The following is a 19,338-nucleotide window of genomic DNA, read 5'->3' on the forward strand; positions in this document are numbered from 1 at the left end:
TGTGGCGGCAAAAGAAAAGGGCAGGTCCGAAGACCTGCCCATGAACCTTGTGGTTCAGATCAACTTAGAAGTTGAACTGAGCACCAAAGTCGGCACGCAGCTGGCTGTCGCCGTCGCCACGCTTCTGGTTGCCGATACCACCGCGCAGCGATGCACCGCCACCCAGGTCGTAGATGGCACCGATGCCGTACTGCTGCAGATCGTCGTCTGCCGAACCGTCACCGTAAGCGAAGGTCAGAGTGGTTGCCGCGCCCAGGTTGTAGGCTGCCGACAGACCGTATGCGGTGCCGTTGCGGTCATCGTTTGCAACGTCATCGTCTGCGACGAACAGAGTACCGGAGAAGTCACCGAATTCTGCACCCAGGGTCAGAACGGTCAGGCTCTGCTTGTCGGCGTCGCCCAGACCGCTGGTCTGACCGTAGGCCAGAGCGGCAGTTACGTTACCGAAGGTGTAGGTCGCGCTGATGTCCCAGCGGTCTGCATCATCAGTGTCCGCACCCGCAACAGCTTCGTCAGCAAATGTGCGCTGGTCATACGACGCGCCGAAGGCGAAGTCGCCAACTGCGTACTGGAAGAACACAGCGTTTGCGCCCGAACCGGTCGACGAATACGCCAGGAAGTCATAGTCGACGCCCGAGTACTGACCAATGAAGCTTTCCAGGCCAGGCTCGTTACCGTAGTAGTTTGCCAAGTTGTCGAACGAACCGGCTACGTTACCGGCGTCAACACGCAGACCACCGAAGATGACCGAGAAGCGTGCGCCGTTCAGGCCAGCGGAGTTTGCTTCGCCGTTGCCGGCATCTTCGTCTGCCTGCAGACGAACACGGCCTTCAAAGCGAACGCCACCGTCAGTTTCAACGATTCCGTCGATGTTCAGACGGAAGCGCGAGACCAGGATGGTTTCGTCGGTTTCTACGCCGGTCGCTTCACCACCACCAATTGCGTCAACGGTACCTGTACGGTCTTCCAGGTATCCCAGACCAAAGCGGCCGTAACCGCTGAACTTTACTTCGGCCGCTGCAACACTTGCGGTTGCAATCAGTGCGGTCGTTGCGAAGAGAACTTTTTTCATCTTGTTTCCCTCGGTTTCAAAGATTTTCTACTCGACACATGCAAAGCACGCGTCTCAGCACGGACACCGTTTCGCTTTTTTTGCCCCCGTTGCGCAAGCTTGGCATAAACGCAAAGACGTCATTCGGCCCAAATTGGTGCAAGGATGCCACAGTCGAATTCAACGGATCGTGCGGTTCGCGCGAGTCGATCATAAAAGAATAGGGTTGTTGCTGTACGGGTCCTTGTCTAGGAGTATCACTCGACAGAGCAAAACAAGTGACACGGGACCTTCCAACGATGCGCCGTATTACGATTCCAGGTTTGATCATGGTAACGGCTGCCTTATCAGCCTGCGGAGGGCCACCGCCGGGCGATGCAAGTGTGTTGACCGCTGATGGCAGCTCGACAGAGGAACGCGAACTGAATGACCCGAATCGTTCGACGATCTGGGACGTATTCGGCCCGAACACCTCAGAGCAGGTCACTCAGGTAAATCGCTATCTGTGGGCCGCATCGCTGGATGTACTGAATTTCTTGCCGATCCAAGAGGTCGATCCGTTTACCGGAGTGATCGTAACGGGTTATGGCACACCGCCCGGCGGCGGGCGTTCCTATCGCGCGACAGTTCACATCAGTGATCCCGCTTTGGAAGCGCGTTCTTTGTCCGTAGCTCTTCAGACCAGTGGCGGTTCTCCGGTCAGCGCTGCAACGTCGCGCGCCGTCGAAGATGCGATCCTGTCTCGCGCGCGTCAGCTACGCATTGCGGACAACAAGTTCTAGAAACCCGACAAAAATCACACTATTACCACGCCGGGTTCCTACCCGGCGTTTTCATTCACGAAGGACCGCATGATGTCGCGCTACTCGGCCAACGAAATCGAAGCAAAATGGCAGGAGGCCTGGGACAAGGCCGGAATCTTCACCGCCAATCACAAGGCGGACAAGCCGAAATACTATGTGCTTGAGATGTTCCCCTACCCGTCTGGCCGTATCCACATGGGGCATGTACGCAACTACACGATGGGTGATGTGATCGCCCGCCACAAGCTCGCAACCGGTCATAACGTGCTGCACCCGATGGGCTGGGACGCGTTCGGGATGCCTGCGGAAAACGCCGCAATGGCCAGTGGTGGCCACCCCAAAGATTGGACCTACGGCAATATCGCCGACATGCGCGGACAGATGAAGCCGCTGGGCCTGTCGATCGACTGGTCTCGTGAATTCGCCACCTGTGATCCGGAATACTATGGCCAGCAGCAGGCTTTGTTCCTGGATATGCTCAAGGCCGGTCTGGTTTATCGCAAGAACGCCGTGGTGAACTGGGACCCGGTCGATATGACCGTTTTGGCCAATGAACAGGTAGAAAACGGCCGTGGCTGGCGTTCAGGCGCCTTGGTTGAGCGTCGCGAGTTGACTCAGTGGTTTTTCAAGATTTCCGATTATTCCGAGGAACTGCTCGACGCGCTGGATGCGCTGGATAACTGGCCCGCCAAGGTACGCCTGATGCAAGAGAACTGGATCGGCAAGTCCCGTGGCCTGCAATTCGGGTTCGAACGCACCGATGGAGGTGAGCCGATCACCGTCTACACGACACGGCCCGATACGCTGATGGGCGCGTCGTTTGTTGGCATCTCGCCCGATCATCCGATTGCCAAGCAGCTTGAGGCAGAAAACCCGAAAGTCGCTGAATTCGTTGCCGAATGCCGCAAGGGCGGCACCACCGAAGAGGCGATCGAAACCGCCGAAAAGCTGGGTTACGACACCGGCATACGTGTAAAACATCCACTCGACCCCAGCTGGGAGCTGCCGGTCTGGATCGCCAACTTTATCCTGATGGACTATGGCACCGGCGCCATCTTTGCCTGCCCAGCTCATGATCAACGCGACCTCGATTTCTGTCGCAAATACGGCCTGCCTGTGGTCGATACATTCTTTGCACTGGATGATGACACTCCAGTCGACAAAATCGCGTTTGTTCCACCGAAAACCGAAAAAGTCCGCTGGGTGAATCATTTTGCGCGTCTCACCGAGGCAACGGGTGACGAGGCCATCAATGCCACCGTTGATTTCGCCGAAAAGGCCGGTTGGGGTGAAGGTGTTACCAAATACCGCCTGCGCGATTGGGGGCTCAGCCGCCAACGCTATTGGGGCTGCCCGATTCCTGTTGTGCATTGTGATCAATGCGGCACGGTCCCCGAGAAGAAAGATAATCTGCCGATCGAGCTGCCTTATGATGACGGCAACAGCAAACCCATAGATTTTTCGATCCCCGGCAACCCGCTGGACCGCCACCCCAGCTGGCGCGACACCCCTTGCCCTTCCTGCGGCGCTCCAGCCAAGCGGGAAACTGACACGATGGACACGTTTGTCGATTCGTCGTGGTACTTCGCCCGTTTCACCGCCCCGCGCGCTGAAACACCCACCGATCTTGCCGAAGCCGAGTATTGGATGAATGTCGACCAATATATCGGTGGGATCGAGCATGCGATTCTGCACCTGCTCTATTCGCGCTTCTTCGCGCGGGCGATGAACATCACTGGTCATTTGCCGAAGAAAGCGATTGAGCCGTTCAACGCGCTGTTCACTCAAGGCATGGTGACTCATGAAATTTATCAGACACGCGACGCCAACGGTCGCCCGGTATATCACCTGCCCGAAGACGTGACCGACGGCAAGCTGACCGACGGCACCGAGGTTGAAATCATCCCCTCAGCCAAAATGTCCAAGTCGAAAAAGAACGTCGTCGATCCGGTCAGCATCATCTCGGCCTTTGGTGCGGATACTGCGCGCTGGTTTGTTCTGTCCGACTCCCCACCTGAGCGCGACGTGGAATGGACCGCGTCGGGCGCCGAAGCCGCGTTCAAACATCTCAGCCGCGTGCACCGCATCGCCGCAGAAATCGCAGAATCGGACTTGCCGGCCACAGCAGATGACGAAACGCTGCTACGTGAGATGCACAAAGCCATTCATGACGTATCGGGCGGGGTCGAATCCTTTGGCTTTAACGCATCTATCGCAAAGCTTTATGCATTCACCAACACGCTTGCCAAATCCAAAGCGGGCTCTGCAGTCAAGCGCGAGGCTGCCAAGACACTAGCGCAGCTGATGTCGCCGATGACGCCACACTTGTCCGAAGAACTTTGGCAGATGCTGGGCGGCGAAGGCCTGGTTGCAACCGCGCCTTGGCCCATCGCGGATGAGACGATGCTGATCGATGACACCATAACCCTGCCGATTCAGATCAACGGCAAGCGTCGGGCCGAGATCAGCGTAGCCAAAGATCTGGATAAAGCAGAGGTTGAAAAAATCGCCCTCAGCACCGAAGCTGTGCAAAAGGCGCTGGATGGCGCTGCACCGAAGAAAGTGATCGTTGTTCCGGGCCGGATCGTTAATGTCGTCGTTTGATCGTAGAACCCTGTTATTGATGCCGCTGGCGCTCACCGCTTGCGGGTTCGAGCCGGTTTATGCGCCCGGAGGATCAGGCTCGGCCTTGGATGGCAAGGTCGAGGTGTCCGCACCAAATACGGTCGAAAGCTTTCTGCTGGTCCAAAACCTGGAACGTAAATTAGGTCGAAGCGCGACCTCGGGCAACGAATACAAGCTGGATGTCGGGGTATCGACGGTCACCCGCAGGGCCTCGATTACCACAGCGAATGAAACCAATCGCTATACGATCGACGGGAATGCGACTTACGCGCTGAAATCCAATGCGACCGGGCAAATCATCGCCTCGGGCAACGTTACCGAATTTGTCGGTTATTCTGCTGCAGGCTCGACCGTGTCTACACTGGCAGATGAACGCGACGCGACCGAGCGCTTGATGGTGATTCTGGCCGATCAGATCGTAAATCGCCTTTACGCCACGCCGGGCCTGTCCACATGAAGCTGAGCCCGCGCGAGGCTGATGGGTATTTTGCCAAGCCGGACGCGGACAAAGCCGGGCTGTTGATCTACGGGGCGGACGCGATGCGCGTTGCTCTAAAGCGTCAGCAAGTTCTGGCGGCTTTGTTGGGATCCGGCGCTGAAGAGGAAATGCGCCTGACCCGCATTCCCGGAAGCGATCTACGCAGCGATCCGGCCCTGTTGCTGGACGCGGTCAAGGCTGTCGGATTTTTCCCCGGTCCCCGCGCGGTGTTTGTTGAAGACGCCACCGATGTCGCAGCGCCTGCGATTCTAACAGCCCTTGAAGACTGGGATCATGGTGATGCACAGATCATCGTAACGGCCGGGCAGCTCAAACCCAGCTCGAAAATCCGCAAAGCATTCGAAGCGAACCCTGCCGCATACGCTGTTGGCATCTACGATGACCCGCCCTCGCGCGCCGAGGTGGAGCGCATTCTGGCGCAAGCCGGATTGAAGAATATTCCGCGCGATTCGATGTCGGCGCTTAGCGAACTTGCAATGGCGCTCAGCCCTGGTGATTTCACTCAATCAGTTGAGAAACTGTCGCTTTACAAACGCGGTGACGCCGGTGAACTGACGATTGAAGATATTGAAGCCTGTGCGCCGCGGTCGACCGAGGCGGCGCTGGATGATGTATTGAACGTCGTTGCCGAGGGCCGGGCACAGGAAATCGGCCCCCTGATCCGACGCCTGCAGGCGCAGGGCACCAACGGGGTCACCTTGTGTATTGGGGCGACGCGGCATTTCCGAACGCTCTATGCCTGCGCATCCGACCCTGGAGGCGCGGCGCAGGGAATCGGCAAGCTGCGCCCTCCGGTCTATGGCAAACGACGTGACCGGATCCTGAGGCAAGCTCAGGGATGGGGGGCGCCCAAGCTGCAGACCGCTTTAACCGTCCTTACAGATACGGACCTATCCTTGCGCTCGGCAGGTCAAACCGCACCTGCGATGGCACTGGTAGAGCGTGCAATGATCCGACTGGCGATGCTGGCCCGATCGGGTTAAGGCCTAGCGCGCCAACCACGTTGCCGCCGACTGACCGGCCCAACGTCCCGTCGCCAGACAGGCGGTCAGAAGATAACCACCGGTCGGGGCTTCCCAATCCAGCATCTCGCCCGCGCAAAAAACGCCCGGACATGCAGTCAGCATCAAACCGCTGTCCACGGCACCCGATGCTACCCCGCCAGCGGTTGAGATCGCCTCATCCATCGGGCGTAGCCCAGCATACCTGATGGGCAGGTTTTTCAGCGCACCGATCCATTGCGTTTGCTTCAATGCGCGGTTCTTAGTCATTTCGTGGAACAAAGCGATCTTTTGCGGAGACAGACGCAGACCATTCTTCAACCAATGCGAAAGCGTTGCCTTTGATTTCTTCGCGTCCAATCGCGCCTGCATCCCTTCAGCCGTCACATCCGGGACCAGATCAACAAACAGCGGCGCCCCCGTCCGCAGCGCAGGGGTCAGGGCATACATACCGCCACCTTCCAGGCCTTTTGCGGAAATAGTGGCCTCACCACGGCTATCCAGATCGCCCGCCATCCACCGCACCGATTTGAGCGCCGCGCCAAAATGTGGCTGCATATAGGGGCTCCAATCGACTGACAGAGCGGCGTTAGCCGGTGCAAACGGTGTTAGATCAACTCCGCTGTCCGCAAGCCATTGGGCCCAAGCCCCATCCGAACCCAACCGCGCCCAGCTGGCACCCCCTAATGCCAAAACCGTCGCGTCGGGCGAGCAAAACTGCATGCCATCTGGCGTCTCAAAAACCAACGCCCCACCTTGCCATCCCTGCCAGCACCAGCGTGTCCTGATCTGAACACCGGCCTGATCCAATCTGGCCAGCCAGGCCCGCAGCAAGGGTGAGGCCTTCATGACTTTCGGAAACACCCGCCCGGTAGAGCCCGTGAACATCTCTTGCCCAAGATCACCGGCCCAAGCCTTCACCGCCTGTGCGTCAAACGCTTGTATCATCGGATGCAACCAATCCTTTGCATCCCCGTATGCGCCCATAAGCATGTCAAAAGGCTCATCCTTGGTCAGGTTCAGGCCGGACTTCCCCGCCATCAGGAATTTACGCGCGACAGACGGCTTGGCTTCGGCCACTGCAACCTCGTGCCCGGCGGCGGCAAGCTGTTCGGCGGCCATTAACCCCGCTGGCCCTGCCCCGATGACCATGGTTTGCGCCATTGTGTCCCTCTTGCCCTGTACACGCATCAGCGCGAAGTTAGGTCATGGCAAATTCCGATCCGATCTGCCCGCTCTGCAACCGTCCGATCCCCGAAGGTGGTGGAAGCCTGCACCATCTGATCCCAAAGCTTAAGGGAGGCAAGGGCGGGCCCACCGTTTTGTTGCATCAGATATGCCACAAAGAGATCCACGCGACACTGACCGAGGCCGAATTGGCGCGTGACTTCCACACTGTCGATGCGCTCCGCGCCCACCCGAGGCTCGAGAAGTTCCTGATGTGGGTGCGCAAACGCCCGCCGGGGTTTCGCTCAAAAGTGCCGGGAAAACGACGCGGGCGATGATCAGGCAGGAAGCCAGGGATCACCGAATGCATCCTTTTTCGGGTCAGCCAGCCCTTCAATTTCGATCCCAAGATAGTCCGGCACCGGTGCAAACCGGGCATTTGGGATGTGTTGGTATTCCAACGTGGTATATGGGCGCTTCCACAGCCATTCGCGATTCTCAACCGCCCAGAGATCGGGGTTGGGAGGCTCCTCTGCGGTGAACGCATAGAAATGCAGATCGAACCCGTGAGGTTCGACATCCTGCAGAGACAGCAAAGACAGTCCCATGGATCGGCAAAACGCATCTTCGGCGACAATATCGCCGGTTCGCAAAGTGATCTGGCCGATACAGGCCTTCGCGAAGGGGGCGTCCGGGCTTGTAGCATCAACCGGTCGGTTGCCCTCGAAATCCTGCTGCAGCAGTTCAATGGCAAACCCTTCGGGGTCATTCAGATGGCACATATAGCCGATATCCAGAAACTGCCGCGGCGCGCTGACCGGGATACCCTTCTGGCGCAGGTGTTCTGCGGCAAGATCAACATCCGGCAACGTGATCCCGATCTTCCAATACCGCTGCCCCGGATCATGGCGGTAGCCCCCGCCGCCCGGCATCAGCAACAGATCGGCATCCTGACCGGAATATCCAAGACGACGATTGGCGCCTTCAACCCTGACAGACATGCCAAGCGCATCACGATAAAACGCCGCCAACGCATCTGGGTCCGCCACCCGCAATCGGAGCGCGGCCAACCTCATGGGCACAATCCGGCTATGCCCGCAGCAACCGACGGATCTGCGGACAGGCTGTCGGCTACAAGTTCTTGTGCAGTTGGTATCAAATGTTCGGGCTCAACCACCCGATCAACCAGCCCAAAGCTATAAGCTTCTTCTGCAGAAATCGTCTGTCCCGCCATCAGTATGAGTCGGGTTCTGGCCGGACCGATCAACTCTGCCATCCGCTTGGGATCCGAGGGCTGCGGCAAGAATCCCAGCTTCATGACCGGGTAAAAGAACTTGGCCGAGGGCACTGCGATACGCAGGTCACAGGCCAGCACCATACCGTTGGCTCCACCGGCCAAAGTGCCGTTGAGCGCGGCCACCGTCAGGCAGGGCAAGGCGGCAATGGCACCCGACAACCTCTCCCAAAGATCGGAGGTCGCAAGGCCCGCCCGCGCTTCTTCAAGATCGGCGCCCGCACTGAAGACCCGGCCCGCCCCCGTCAGGATCAATGCACGTGCCTCGGTTGCCGCCTCTGCGATGCGTACCAATTCGCTAAGCATCGCTGAGGTCAGCGCATTGGCCTTATCCGGATTGTTCAACGTGACGGTCCACAGCCCATTATCCTGTGTCAGTTCGATCACGTCAGCCCAACCCTTTTTCGGATGTCTTCGTTGCGCAGCGATATCTCGGTCCCCAAGAACTCATCCGCATCTGCCGAGCACATCCACATCAACGCCCGCGCGGGCCAGTCTGCGGGGATGTGATCGTCCCAATCCAGCTGACTTACTGGATTGATTCCGCTGGCCTTGATCACCCGCTGCATATCTGTGGCCACAGTTCCCGGGGACAGGCCCATTGCGCGAATACCGTGATGCGCCTCTTCCAGATGCAGGCATTCGGTCAGCATCTTGGCCCCGGCTTTTGATGCGCAATAGTGGCTCCAGGCTTCGACCGGGTTCGACGCGGCACCGGACGAGACTGTCAGAACGGTCCCGCCGCCTGCTGCCCGCATGATGGGCAGGACGGCACGCATTCCGTAAAAGACACCTTTCAGGTTGATGTCGATTGCTTGGCTCCAGGCCCGGGTGTCGGCATTCGACAGATGAAAGATCGGATCAATGACGCCCGCGTTCCCGATTAGCACATCCAGCTTGCCGAACCGGTCGATGCAATCGGCAACTGTCTGTTCAAACTGGGAAAAATCGCTGACGTCGCAGGCCAGCGCCATGGCGTTTTCACCCAATGCCGCAGCCAGAGCGTCAATCTGATCGCGGCTGCGGGCGACCAAGGCCACATTGGCCCCAGCTGCGGCAAAAACGCGCCCGGCTTCCGCTCCGATGCCTCGGCTTGCCCCTGTGATCAGTACCGTTTTCCCTTGCATATGCATCGTTTAAATCCCTGCATTTGAAATTGTCTTAACTCGTACCCTGCAAATGGGGAATTGGTCCACCCCTTCCCCCTTGACGCTGGCCGCTACAGGCACGACCATGCCGGCAAATTGATCAAGAAGGGTTCTATTATGACTGTTTTCCTTCGCCGTAGCTGCGGTGCAGCTTTGGCCTATGCTGTTGCAACCAACGGCACGTTTGCAGATGTTACCGCCAATGATGTCTGGGCCGATTGGCAGGCTTATCTGGGCGGCATGGGCTATGACGTCACTGGCGATCAGAGCGTTTCCGGCAACGTCACCACCATCGCGAACATGACGATGGCCATGGCCATTCCGGACACCGAAGGCACCTTCGACATGGTCATCCCCGAGATGACGTTGACCGAAAATGGCGACGGTACAGTCAATATCGGCTTTCCTGCCAGCTTCCCGATGACAATTTCCGGTGAAGCCGAGGGCGAGACATTTTCGGCTGATCTGATGTACGCTCACGACGCCTTGGAAATGGTCGTTTCGGGTACCCCCGAAAACATGACATATGACTATACGGCGAACAGCCTGACTCTGTCGATGGACTCGATGGAGTTTGATGGCGAAACCGTATCCAGCGACATGTTTGCCTTGAACGTTCAGATGAACGAAATCGCAGGCACATCGCAGATGCAGATCGGCGAGATGCGCGATATCGCGCAGCAGTTCACGGCCAGCAGCCTGTCCTATGATGTGGCCTTCAACGAGCCCGAAAGTGAAGACACGGGCCGGATCAGCGGTAAATTAGATGGTTTGAAATTTGATGGCGATACAATCATCCCACCCGGTATGGATGTCGCCAACATTGAAGACATCTACAAGGCCGGATTTGCCGCTTCAGGTACATTCACATACGCCTCGGGCAGCACCGAAATGGCAGGCACTGCCGAGGGTGAGCCATTCTCGCTCAGCAGCAGTTCCGAAGGAGGCAGCTTTACCGGCAGCATCGATGCACAGCGCCTTGTCTACGATCTTGCGCAGAACAGCACCAAACTAGCCGTCACCACGTCGGATCTGCCTTTTCCAATCGAGATCGCGATGGCAAATGCAGGGCTGAAATTCGAGCTTCCGGTGCAGGCCTCGGAAGAAATCCAGCCATTTGGATTTGGCATGAACCTGACGGATTTCACCATGTCCGACGTGTTGTGGAGCATGTTCGACCCTGCTAGTGCGCTGCCGCGCGATCCGGCGACCATCGCGCTGGATGCAACCGGCACCGCCAAAGTTCTGGTCGATTTCATGGACCCGGAAGCCGTCGAAGAGCTTGAGACATCTGATATCGTTCCGGGCGAGCTGCACTCGCTGAAGATCAATAAGCTTCTCGTATCATTGGTCGGAGCCCAATTGAGCGGTGATGGCGACTTTGCGTTCGACAACTCCAACACGGAAGAGTTTGATGGCCTGCCTGCCCCGTCGGGTGTCGCCAACTTGAAACTTGTTGGGGCCAACGCTCTGCTGGACAAGCTGATCGGCATGGGCTTTGTGTCGGAAAACGACGCGCTGGGCGCGCGTATGATGATGGGTCTGATGGCTGTTCCGGGCGAAGAACCGGACACGTTGAACTCGAAAATCGAGTTTACCGAGGATGGACAGATCCTGGCCAACGGTCAGCGTATCAAGTGACAAACAAATCGGGAAAGGCCGCTGCGCTGGCCTTTCCCGCCCGAGGCACATAAAGCCAGTGGGCTGCAGGCCTTGCGGGACAGGCTATCCGAGGCTAGGTCCAGAACAACAAGACCGGAGGCCTCATGACGCGAACACCTCAAACAATCAGTGAAGAGCTGCTGAATGCAGCCCGCAAGGCAGGTGCCGAGGCAGCGGATGCCATAGTAATTGATGGCTCATCCGTTTCTGTGGAAGTACGTAGTGGTGCATTGGAACATGCCGAACGCTCGGAAGCGACCGATCTGGGGCTGCGGGTCTTCCTTGGCAAACAGCAGGCAATCGTATCCAGTTCGGATAGTCGCCCCGATACGCTTACCGCGATGGCCGAGCGCGCCGTGGCCATGGCACGGGAAGCGCCCGAAGATCCGTTCACCGGCTTGGCCGCGCCTGACCAATTGGTCGCCGACTGTAATATCGACGCGCTGGAGCTGTTTGACCCAGCCCCTGAACCCAGCGCTGAAGCTCTGATGCAGGATGCGCTGGCGGCAGAGGCAGCAGCGCTGGACGTTGCGGGAGTCTCACAGGTGTCCGACGCTGCGGCCGCCTATGGTACCCACCGGGTCCATCTTGCCGCAACAAACGGCTTTTCGGATGGCTACATGCGCAGCAGCCGTTCAACCTCATGCGTCGCCATTTCCGGCGAAGGGACGGGAATGGAGCGTGACTATGACGGTGACAGCCGGACTTTTCAGTCTGACCTGCGCAGCCCCGCCGAGATTGGTCGCACGGCTGGTGAACGTGCGGTTCAGATCGTGGGAGCACGCAAGCCCCAGACCGGCAGTTTTCCGGTGGTGTTCGACGAACGTATTTCATCATCCCTGATCGGCCATCTGCTGGCCGCCAGCAATGGCGCGGCGATAGCCCGCGGGGCCTCGTGGCTGAAGGAAAGCCTTGGGCAACAGGTTCTACCGGCACATTTGTCTTTGATTGAAGACCCGCATCGCCCGCGCATTTCGGGCTCGCGCCCGTTCGATGCCGAAGGGCTGGCAACACGGCGCAGGGCAATCGTTGAAGATGGCGTTCTGACCGGTTGGACGTTAGACCTGTCCAGCGCCCGCAAATTGGGAATGACCTCGACCGGCAACGCAGCGCGCGGCGTATCCGGGCCGCCGTCGCCCAGCAACTGGAACCTGAGCCTGACGCAAGGCGAGAAGACCCGCGCCGAGTTGTTGCGCGACATGGGTACCGGGCTTTTGGTCACTTCGATGATCGGATCGACCATCAATCCGAATACCGGCGACTATTCACGCGGCGCTTCGGGATTTTGGGTTGAGAACGGCGAGATCACCCATCCCGTCAACGAGTGTACCATCGCTGGCAATCTTCGCGACATGCTGATGCGAATCATTCCGGCAAACGATGCGCGGCCTTACCTATCGCGCGTTGTACCCTCGCTGTTGATCGAAGGGATGACACTTGCCGGCAACTGACCTGCCCCTGCTGATCGACGCTGCGCTTGAGGCCGGAAAGATCGCCACGCGCTATTCGGGTCCTGATGCCCAGCGCTGGGATAAACCCGAAGGCGCAGGCCCGGTGACCGAGGCCGATCTGGCCGTCAACGCGATGCTAGAACGTGATCTGCAGGCGGCCCGCCCGGATTATGGCTGGCTGAGCGAAGAAACCGAGGATTCACCCGATCGTCTGGCCCGTGATCGGGTCTTCGTCATCGATCCCATCGACGGCACCCGCAGTTTTGCCGAGGGGTCGCGCACATGGGCCCATTCGCTGGCCGTAACCGAGAACGGTGAGGTCACGGCAGCCGTCATCTACCTGCCCTTACGTGATCTGCTGTATGCGGCTGCAAAAGGGCAAGGTGCAACGTTGAATGGCACTGCCATCCAAGTGTCAGGGCAAGCGCACCTGCCCGAAGCCGAGATTTTGGCGGCAAAACCCAATCTAGATCCGCGCCACTGGCAATCCGGTGCTGCACCTGACTTTCGCCGTGTATACCGCCCGTCTCTGGCCTATCGGATGGCGCTGGTTGCGCAGGGACGGTTTGACGGGATGCTGACGTTGCGACCCAGTTGGGAATGGGATATCGCCGCCGGAGATCTGATCCTGCGCGAGGCAGGCGGGCTCTGTACCGATCGTTTGGGGCAACCTCTGCGCTTCAACAATACCCACCCGCGCCTGAACGGCGTGGTGGCGGCAGGTTCAGCGGTGCATTCGGACCTTCAGACCCGACTTAACCCGAATGGGGCCGGAATTCCGGCATGAGCAAGCCGCGATCTCTGAGCCTTGCGGCCTATCGAGTCCTGTCCTGGGGCGTCCCGCAAAGCACGGGTCACCCCGAGATTGCGCGCCCGGAAGGTGAACTTCTGTGGGTCCATGTCAGTACACCCGATCGGTTGCGGGCCGTCGACAATATTTGCCGTCGGCTGCTGTCTGTGCGACCAGAACTTTCGCTGTTGCTGACCGCCCCACCCGATGTTGATCTGAAGGACTGGGAAGATTGCGATACCCCGATCACAATGCTGCCCGCCGAGCATACCGGCGCGGCGCGCACGTTCTTGGATCACTGGCGCCCTGATATGGGGCTGTGGTTTGGCGGTGGGCTGATGCCCAATGTCATAACACGCGCACAGGAGCGGGGCATTCCGCTAATTTTGCTTGAGGCTGTGGTCGACGTGAAAACCGCAAGGGGTGGACGTTGGCTACCTGATATCACGCGATACACGCTGGATTGCTTTACAGCGATACTTGCGCCCAATGATGACAGCGCACGCCAAATCCGACGCCTGGGAGTGAACTCGGCAAAAATCTCGGTCGCGCCACCACTTCATATCAGCCCCAACCCAGAGCCCTGGCCCGAAGATGAATTGATCGAAACCACTCACACAATGGCCGGGCGCCCGGTTTGGCTGGCCGCATGGGTTCAGGACAAGGAATTCATCTCGGTTCTGACGGCCCATCGTCAGGCCTTGCGGATGCTGCCACGTCTGGCTTTGGTCCTGCATGTGGCGGATATGTCCGAGTCAGCGCCCTTGTTTAAACGCCTCGAAGCGATGGACCTTCGATGCGCCAACTGGGATGAAGGCCATCCAATCGAAGACACCACACAAGTGATTCTAACAGCCGAGCCCGAGGATCTGGGCCTTTGGCATCGTGTATCCGCAGTTACCTTCATGGGAAGTTCACTGGAACGCGGGGCGCGGGGGCACGACCCTCTGACCGCAGTCGCCTTGGGATCTGCGGTAATCCATGGGCCTCATGTCAGCAAGCATCGCAGTCTCTATGACAGATTGGGGCAGGCAAAAGCCGCGTTGAAGATACGAACCGCAACAGAGTTGGGCGATGGCGTTGTCGAATTGTTGGCACCTGACCGCACAGCAGACATGGCATTGGCCGGATGGCGGATTGTCACCGAAGGGGCTCCACAGGCGGACCAACTGATCGATATGGTACAGGATACACTGGACCGGCGAGGGCGTGACGATGCGGGCACCTGACTTCTGGAACTCAGCCCCTGATCGGTTGGATCTGCGCGCCAGGCTGTTGGCGCCACTTGGTCGCCTCTATGCCGCTGCAACCGCCCGTCGCGTGGCGAGCGGGCAAGGCATCTCGCCGGGCGTACCGGTTATCTGCGTTGGCAACCTGAATGCCGGTGGCACAGGGAAGACACCGACGGTGATCTGGGTTTTGGAATATTTGAGGGATACCTGGCATCAACCTCATGTCGTGACCAAAGGCCATGGTGGCTCGCTGGAAGGCCCGGTGCAGGTCGACCCGCGCAAACACACAGCGGCTCAGGTCGGGGATGAACCCCTGTTACTCGCCGCGTTTGCCGAGGTCTGGGTCGCCAAAGATCGTGCAGCGGGCGCGCAGGCAGCCGCAGCGGCAGGGGCGACCGCGATCGTGCTGGACGACGGCTTTCAGAACCCCGCAGTTGCCAAGGATTTTTCCATCATCGTGGTGGATGCGCGGCTCGGATTTGGCAATGGCCTTTGCCTTCCTGCTGGTCCACTGCGAGAGCCTGTGGCCGTTGGATTGAAACGTGCCGATCTCGTGTTGTCGCTTGGGGACGCCGCAGCGCAGTCAACATTTTCAGAAAGATGGGAACCTGCCCTGACGGTCCCACACGCCACCGGCGAGGTGTATCCGCTCCAAACCGGAATGGACTGGAACAATACACCGGTTCTGGCCTTTGCGGGCATAGGCTATCCGGATAAGTTCTTTGGAACTCTGCGACAGCAAGGCGCGAAACTGCTGCGGGCCGAGGCACTGGATGATCACCAACCACTGACTTCAGCGCTGATGACGCGGCTTGAGAACGAGGCCAAAGCACTGGGCGCGCAACTGGTGACAACCGAGAAAGACGCCGTGCGCCTGCCCGCCACTTTCCGCAGCAAAGTTCTGACCCTACCGGTTCGGTTGCAAATCAATCAGGATGACAAAGTCAAAGAGTTGTTGGCGAAGGCCGCGCCTTCACCTTAGGCAGATGGCCAGCCCAAAACAGGCTGACCATTCAGGATTTAGCTGCCAAGCTCGGCTTCGATCAGCGTCTTGAAGTCGTCATAAGGCTGATTTTCAACCTTCTTCCCATTCACGACGAAAGTAGGCGTCGCCTGAATTCCATCGCGTTCGGCATTTTCCTGATACCAGGCCACCAGTGTCTGCGCGCGGGTACCGTCCTGCAGGCAAGCCTCAAGCTGATCATTGTCTATGCCAGCGAGACGCCCGATCTTGCGCAGTTCATCAACGATTTCGGCAGGACCTCCGGCACGGGTCCATTCCGACTGGCCTTCATACAGCAGGTCGGTGATGCCAAAGAACTTTTCAGGTCCTGCACAGCGCGCGACCATCGAGGCCCACAGGCCATAGCGGTCGAAATACACCTCACGGTAAGTGAACTTTACCTTGCCGGTATCGATGAAGTCCTTTTTGAGCTGCTTGTACGCGCCCTGATGGAAATTCGCGCAATGCGGGCAGGTGTACGATGCATATTCGATGATCTCGACTGGCGCGTCTTCGGCCCCCTGCACCATCTCGACGATGGTCGAGGTGTCCAAATCCGCCTCTTGCGCCTCAGCAGCACCAACAAGCGGGTTCGAAGGGATCGTGTTACTCGACGTTGTCAGCCAATAGCCGCCAGCGGCCACGGCGACAGCCGCACATATTACGGTTGCAATCCGGCTCATTCATCAGCCCTTTCTTAGCGTTTCTGTCTGGATAAAACGTTGCGGCCCAAACGTTCAAGGGCCGCGCGCAAATCTTCATCATCAACCGCGCGCGACACATTGTCGGCCTCAGCTGCGATTTCTGGTGAAACAACCGGTTTCGTCTGTTTCGGTTTGTGATCGAAACTCGCCTGCCCCTCAGCAAATCCGGTAGGCGCGGTCTGGGTGATACGCACCCGATTGATCGCGTTGTAACCATAGACCGCATTCACTTTGTCGCGCAGCTGTTCTTTCTGCATCTCTAGCATTGGCGCCTGCGGCCCGGTTGTCAGCACCGTCAGTGTCGCGCCAAAGCCACCCTTGGCGTATCCCACATTCACCGGCCGGGCGATCGACGCGATGTCCTGGCCCACAATCTCGGCCCAATGGGTCAAAAGGCGCGAGACGGCAAATCCCCGGCTTTCCCCGGCCTGCCTGATCCGGTCGTTCAGCAAAGTGGCGGTGCGCTTGAACCCGCGGGTCGAGGAACGTCTGCGTTGCATCTGGTTTCCAACTCCTGCGCCGCTATTGTAATAGGCTGATACCCGGACGCCAGTGAAACCCGACAGAGAGTTACATAAAACTTGCGTGACTGCACCGAATCTGACCTGAGCAATACGCTGCTGGATTGGTACGACCGCCACGCACGTGAAATGCCTTGGCGTATTGGCCCGGCAGCGCGTGCCGCAGGCGTAGCACCAGACCCCTACCGCGTCTGGCTATCCGAAGTGATGCTGCAACAAACGACCGTTGCCGCTGTTCGCGACTATTTTGTTCGTTTCACCACGCGCTGGCCAACCGTCGAAGCCCTTGCCAATGCGCAAGATGATCAGGTCATGGGGGAATGGGCTGGCCTGGGCTATTACGCCCGCGCCCGCAACCTTCTGAAATGCGCGCGGGTGGTTGCGTCCGCGCATAACGGGCAGTTTCCCGACAATTACGATGCACTACTGGAACTGCCGGGCGTTGGCCCCTATACGGCGGCGGCCATAGCAGCCATCGCATTTGATCGACCAGAAACTGTCCTGGACGGCAATGTCGAACGGGTCATGGCAAGGCTCTATGATATTCACGAACCCCTGCCCGCCTCAAAACCCCTGTTAAAGAAAAAAGCCGCGGCATTGACCCCGCAGCACCGGCCCGGAGATTACGCGCAGGCTGTCATGGATTTGGGTGCAACGATCTGTACTCCAAAATCTCCGACTTGCGGTATTTGCCCCCTGCATGCGGCCTGTCTGGCGCGGAAGGCGAGGACGCAGGTGGAACTGCCGCAAAAAACGCCCAAGAAGCCCAAACCCACCCGGCTGGGCCACATCTACATCGCCCAACGCGGAGATGGTGCCCTGCTGTTGGAACGCCGCCCCGACAAGGGTTTGCTGGGCGGAATGTTGGGCTGGCCTAGCTCGGACTGGTCCGAAACACCGCTGGAAAGCCCTCCGTTCCCGGCGCGATGGCACGAAATCCCCGGTGAAGTGAGACACACCTTCACCCACTTTCACCTGATCCTGCGTATTTGGACAACCGAATTGCCAGACGGTTGCGATCCGAACGGTCTGACAGTCATGGACAAACACCAATTCAGGCCCAGCGACCTGCCCACGGTTATGCGCAAGGCTTTTGACCTCTGGCGCGGCCAATAGACCGCTGGGCAAAGCCCAGTGCGCGGTCTACGGTGCCGCCAACGTTTCGGAGCCTCAACATGATCGCATCTGACACCCTGTCCCGATGGCAATCCGCCCTTCCCTTTTGGGTCTCATACCTCCTGATCCCACTGATCTGGATGACCACTACGGCAGGCGGATGGTGGGTCCTGCTGGTACCGCTTTCGACATGGTGGGTCTTTGCGGTGCTAGACCGGCTGACCGGCCTAAACCTTCAAAACGCCGACCCGGATACGCCAGATGCGGGGCTGCAATGGTATATCTGGCTGACCAAAGCCTGGGCGCCGGTGCAATTCCTCACGCTCTATGGGCTGATCTGGTACACTACCCGAGCCGTAAATATGAGCTCGGTCGAAAAAATCGGCGTGTTCTTCGGCATGGGCGTCCTTTCCGGAACGATCGGGATCAACTACAGCCACGAGCTGATGCATCAGAAAGGCAAACTGGAACGCTGGCTTGGCGATTTACTGTTGTCGATGGTCCTTTATTCCCATTTCCGGTCCGAGCACCTGCTGGTTCACCACCGCTACGTCGGAACCCCGCGTGATCCGGTAACCGCTCGCTACAACGAAGGTTTCCACCGGTTCTATCCGCGCGTTCTGCGCCAAAGCCTGATTTCAGCTTTCCGGGCTGAGCGGGAAAAACTGGCCCGCAAAGACCGCCCGTGGACCGACCCGGCAAACCCGTTCTGGCGCTATTGGAGCCTGCAAGGAGCCATGCTGCTGCTAGCATTTCTGATCGGCGGATGGGCAGGGCTAGGCCTGTTTTTGGTACAGGCCGGCACCGCGATCTGGCAGCTTGAACTTGTTAACTATGTCGAGCACTACGGGCTGACGCGCAAATATCTGGGCGATGGCAAATATGAGCATGTGCACCCGCGCCATTCCTGGAACGCGTCACAAAAGGCCTCGAATTGGTTGTTGATAAACTTGCAACGCCACTCGGACCACCACTACAAGCCAAACCGGCGCTTTCCATTGCTGCAACACCATACGCAGGACGCAGCGCCGCAACTGCCTCATGGATATCCGGTCATGACCCTTGCCGCGATGATCCCGCCCTTGTGGCGGCGTATCATGAATCCGAGGGTCCGCGCTTGGCGGCGTCAATACTATCCCGAAATCACCAACTGGAAGCCTTACAACAAAGCGCACAACCCTGCCCCTCGCACCTGACTGCAGCGCGCACCAGCGCGCTGCCCGGCCCAACGGGAAGGATCACATCTTTGATCCGGTGCTGACAGGCGGGAG

Annotated in this window: 19 protein-coding genes; 12 read left to right on the forward strand and 7 right to left on the reverse strand. The window is 58.6% G+C overall.

Going from position 1 to position 19,338, the window contains the following annotated elements; genetic code table 11:
* Positions 1-64 precede the first annotated feature (64 nt).
* Entirely contained in the window at positions 65-1,072 is a 1,008-nt protein-coding gene (locus ACR0I1_RS08275; protein ID WP_170398881.1) for a porin, read from the reverse strand.
* Positions 1,073-1,350: 278 nt separating this feature from the next.
* Here ACR0I1_RS08275 and ACR0I1_RS08280 point away from each other — a divergent pair, with 278 nt between their 5' ends.
* The 4 genes from ACR0I1_RS08280 to holA all read left to right on the forward strand — a co-directional run bounded on the left by ACR0I1_RS08280 (position 1,351) and on the right by holA (position 5,961).
* A complete protein-coding gene (locus tag ACR0I1_RS08280) occupies positions 1,351-1,833 on the forward strand; it encodes a DUF3576 domain-containing protein (RefSeq protein ID WP_170398884.1) in 483 nt (160 codons plus the stop codon).
* 72 nt (positions 1,834-1,905) lie between these two features.
* Positions 1,906-4,458, forward strand: coding sequence for a leucine--tRNA ligase (leuS, locus tag ACR0I1_RS08285; protein ID WP_480705860.1), 2,553 nt, complete (start codon positions 1,906-1,908; stop codon positions 4,456-4,458).
* Positions 4,445-4,936 (forward strand): LPS assembly lipoprotein LptE, encoded by a 492-nt coding sequence (lptE, locus tag ACR0I1_RS08290; RefSeq protein WP_480705862.1) that lies wholly within the window; start codon positions 4,445-4,447, stop codon positions 4,934-4,936. Before leuS ends, lptE begins: the two co-directional genes overlap by 14 nt.
* A complete protein-coding gene (gene holA, locus ACR0I1_RS08295) occupies positions 4,933-5,961 on the forward strand; it encodes a DNA polymerase III subunit delta (protein WP_480567918.1) in 1,029 nt (342 codons plus the stop codon). The genes lptE and holA overlap by 4 nt, the downstream gene beginning before the upstream one ends.
* A 3-nt stretch (positions 5,962-5,964) precedes the next feature.
* Here the strand turns inward: holA and ACR0I1_RS08300 are convergent, their stop codons facing one another.
* Positions 5,965-7,143, reverse strand: coding sequence for a TIGR03862 family flavoprotein (locus ACR0I1_RS08300; protein WP_480705864.1), 1,179 nt, complete (start codon positions 7,141-7,143; stop codon positions 5,965-5,967).
* Between the two features lie 44 nt (positions 7,144-7,187).
* On the opposite strand from ACR0I1_RS08300, the gene ACR0I1_RS08305 reads away from it, so the two are divergent.
* A complete protein-coding gene (locus ACR0I1_RS08305) occupies positions 7,188-7,484 on the forward strand; it encodes an HNH endonuclease (RefSeq protein ID WP_480705866.1) in 297 nt (98 codons plus the stop codon).
* On the opposite strand, the gene ACR0I1_RS08310 is transcribed toward ACR0I1_RS08305, so the two are convergent.
* Genes ACR0I1_RS08310 through ACR0I1_RS08320 form a run of 3 tightly spaced genes read right to left on the reverse strand, consistent with a single transcriptional unit; the run spans position 7,485 to position 9,573 of the window.
* A complete protein-coding gene (locus ACR0I1_RS08310; protein WP_480705868.1) occupies positions 7,485-8,222 on the reverse strand; it encodes a VOC family protein in 738 nt (245 codons plus the stop codon).
* A complete protein-coding gene (locus ACR0I1_RS08315; RefSeq protein ID WP_480705870.1) occupies positions 8,219-8,827 on the reverse strand; it encodes an enoyl-CoA hydratase/isomerase family protein in 609 nt (202 codons plus the stop codon). Before ACR0I1_RS08315 ends, ACR0I1_RS08310 begins: the two co-directional genes overlap by 4 nt.
* Positions 8,824-9,573 carry an SDR family oxidoreductase gene (locus ACR0I1_RS08320; RefSeq protein WP_170611320.1) on the reverse strand — a complete coding sequence of 250 codons (750 nt, stop codon included), beginning with the start codon at positions 9,571-9,573 and terminating at the stop codon, positions 8,824-8,826. Before ACR0I1_RS08320 ends, ACR0I1_RS08315 begins: the two co-directional genes overlap by 4 nt.
* Positions 9,574-9,705: 132 nt before the next feature.
* On the opposite strand from ACR0I1_RS08320, the gene ACR0I1_RS08325 reads away from it, so the two are divergent.
* From ACR0I1_RS08325 to lpxK, 5 genes are all read left to right on the forward strand, one after another.
* Entirely contained in the window at positions 9,706-11,229 is a 1,524-nt protein-coding gene (locus tag ACR0I1_RS08325) for a DUF2125 domain-containing protein (RefSeq protein WP_480705872.1), read from the forward strand.
* Positions 11,230-11,354: 125 nt separating this feature from the next.
* Positions 11,355-12,701 carry a TldD/PmbA family protein gene (locus tag ACR0I1_RS08330; RefSeq protein ID WP_170818408.1) on the forward strand — a complete coding sequence of 449 codons (1,347 nt, stop codon included), beginning with the start codon at positions 11,355-11,357 and terminating at the stop codon, positions 12,699-12,701.
* Positions 12,688-13,488, forward strand: coding sequence for a 3'(2'),5'-bisphosphate nucleotidase CysQ (locus ACR0I1_RS08335; protein ID WP_170406723.1), 801 nt, complete (start codon positions 12,688-12,690; stop codon positions 13,486-13,488). Before ACR0I1_RS08330 ends, ACR0I1_RS08335 begins: the two co-directional genes overlap by 14 nt.
* Positions 13,485-14,720 carry a glycosyltransferase N-terminal domain-containing protein gene (locus ACR0I1_RS08340; protein WP_170508919.1) on the forward strand — a complete coding sequence of 412 codons (1,236 nt, stop codon included), beginning with the start codon at positions 13,485-13,487 and terminating at the stop codon, positions 14,718-14,720. The genes ACR0I1_RS08335 and ACR0I1_RS08340 overlap by 4 nt, the downstream gene beginning before the upstream one ends.
* Entirely contained in the window at positions 14,707-15,705 is a 999-nt protein-coding gene (lpxK, locus tag ACR0I1_RS08345; protein WP_480705874.1) for a tetraacyldisaccharide 4'-kinase, read from the forward strand. The genes ACR0I1_RS08340 and lpxK overlap by 14 nt, the downstream gene beginning before the upstream one ends.
* A 38-nt stretch (positions 15,706-15,743) precedes the next feature.
* Here the strand turns inward: lpxK and ACR0I1_RS08350 are convergent, their stop codons facing one another.
* Together ACR0I1_RS08350 and ACR0I1_RS08355 are read right to left on the reverse strand one after the other, a co-directional pair.
* Positions 15,744-16,409 (reverse strand): DsbA family protein, encoded by a 666-nt coding sequence (locus ACR0I1_RS08350; protein WP_170398926.1) that lies wholly within the window; start codon positions 16,407-16,409, stop codon positions 15,744-15,746.
* A 14-nt stretch (positions 16,410-16,423) separates the two neighbouring features.
* A complete protein-coding gene (locus tag ACR0I1_RS08355; protein WP_170398930.1) occupies positions 16,424-16,930 on the reverse strand; it encodes a DUF721 domain-containing protein in 507 nt (168 codons plus the stop codon).
* Between the two features lie 81 nt (positions 16,931-17,011).
* Here ACR0I1_RS08355 and mutY point away from each other — a divergent pair, with 81 nt between their 5' ends.
* Both mutY and ACR0I1_RS08365 read left to right on the forward strand, forming a co-directional pair.
* A complete protein-coding gene (gene mutY, locus ACR0I1_RS08360) occupies positions 17,012-18,067 on the forward strand; it encodes an A/G-specific adenine glycosylase (protein WP_480705877.1) in 1,056 nt (351 codons plus the stop codon).
* 59 nt (positions 18,068-18,126) lie between these two features.
* Complete coding sequence (locus ACR0I1_RS08365) at positions 18,127-19,263, forward strand: alkane 1-monooxygenase (protein WP_170646760.1); 1,137 nt, start codon at positions 18,127-18,129, stop codon at positions 19,261-19,263.
* Positions 19,264-19,338 lie beyond the last annotated feature (75 nt).

The sequence above is a fragment of the Ruegeria sp. B11 genome (assembly GCF_056539785.1).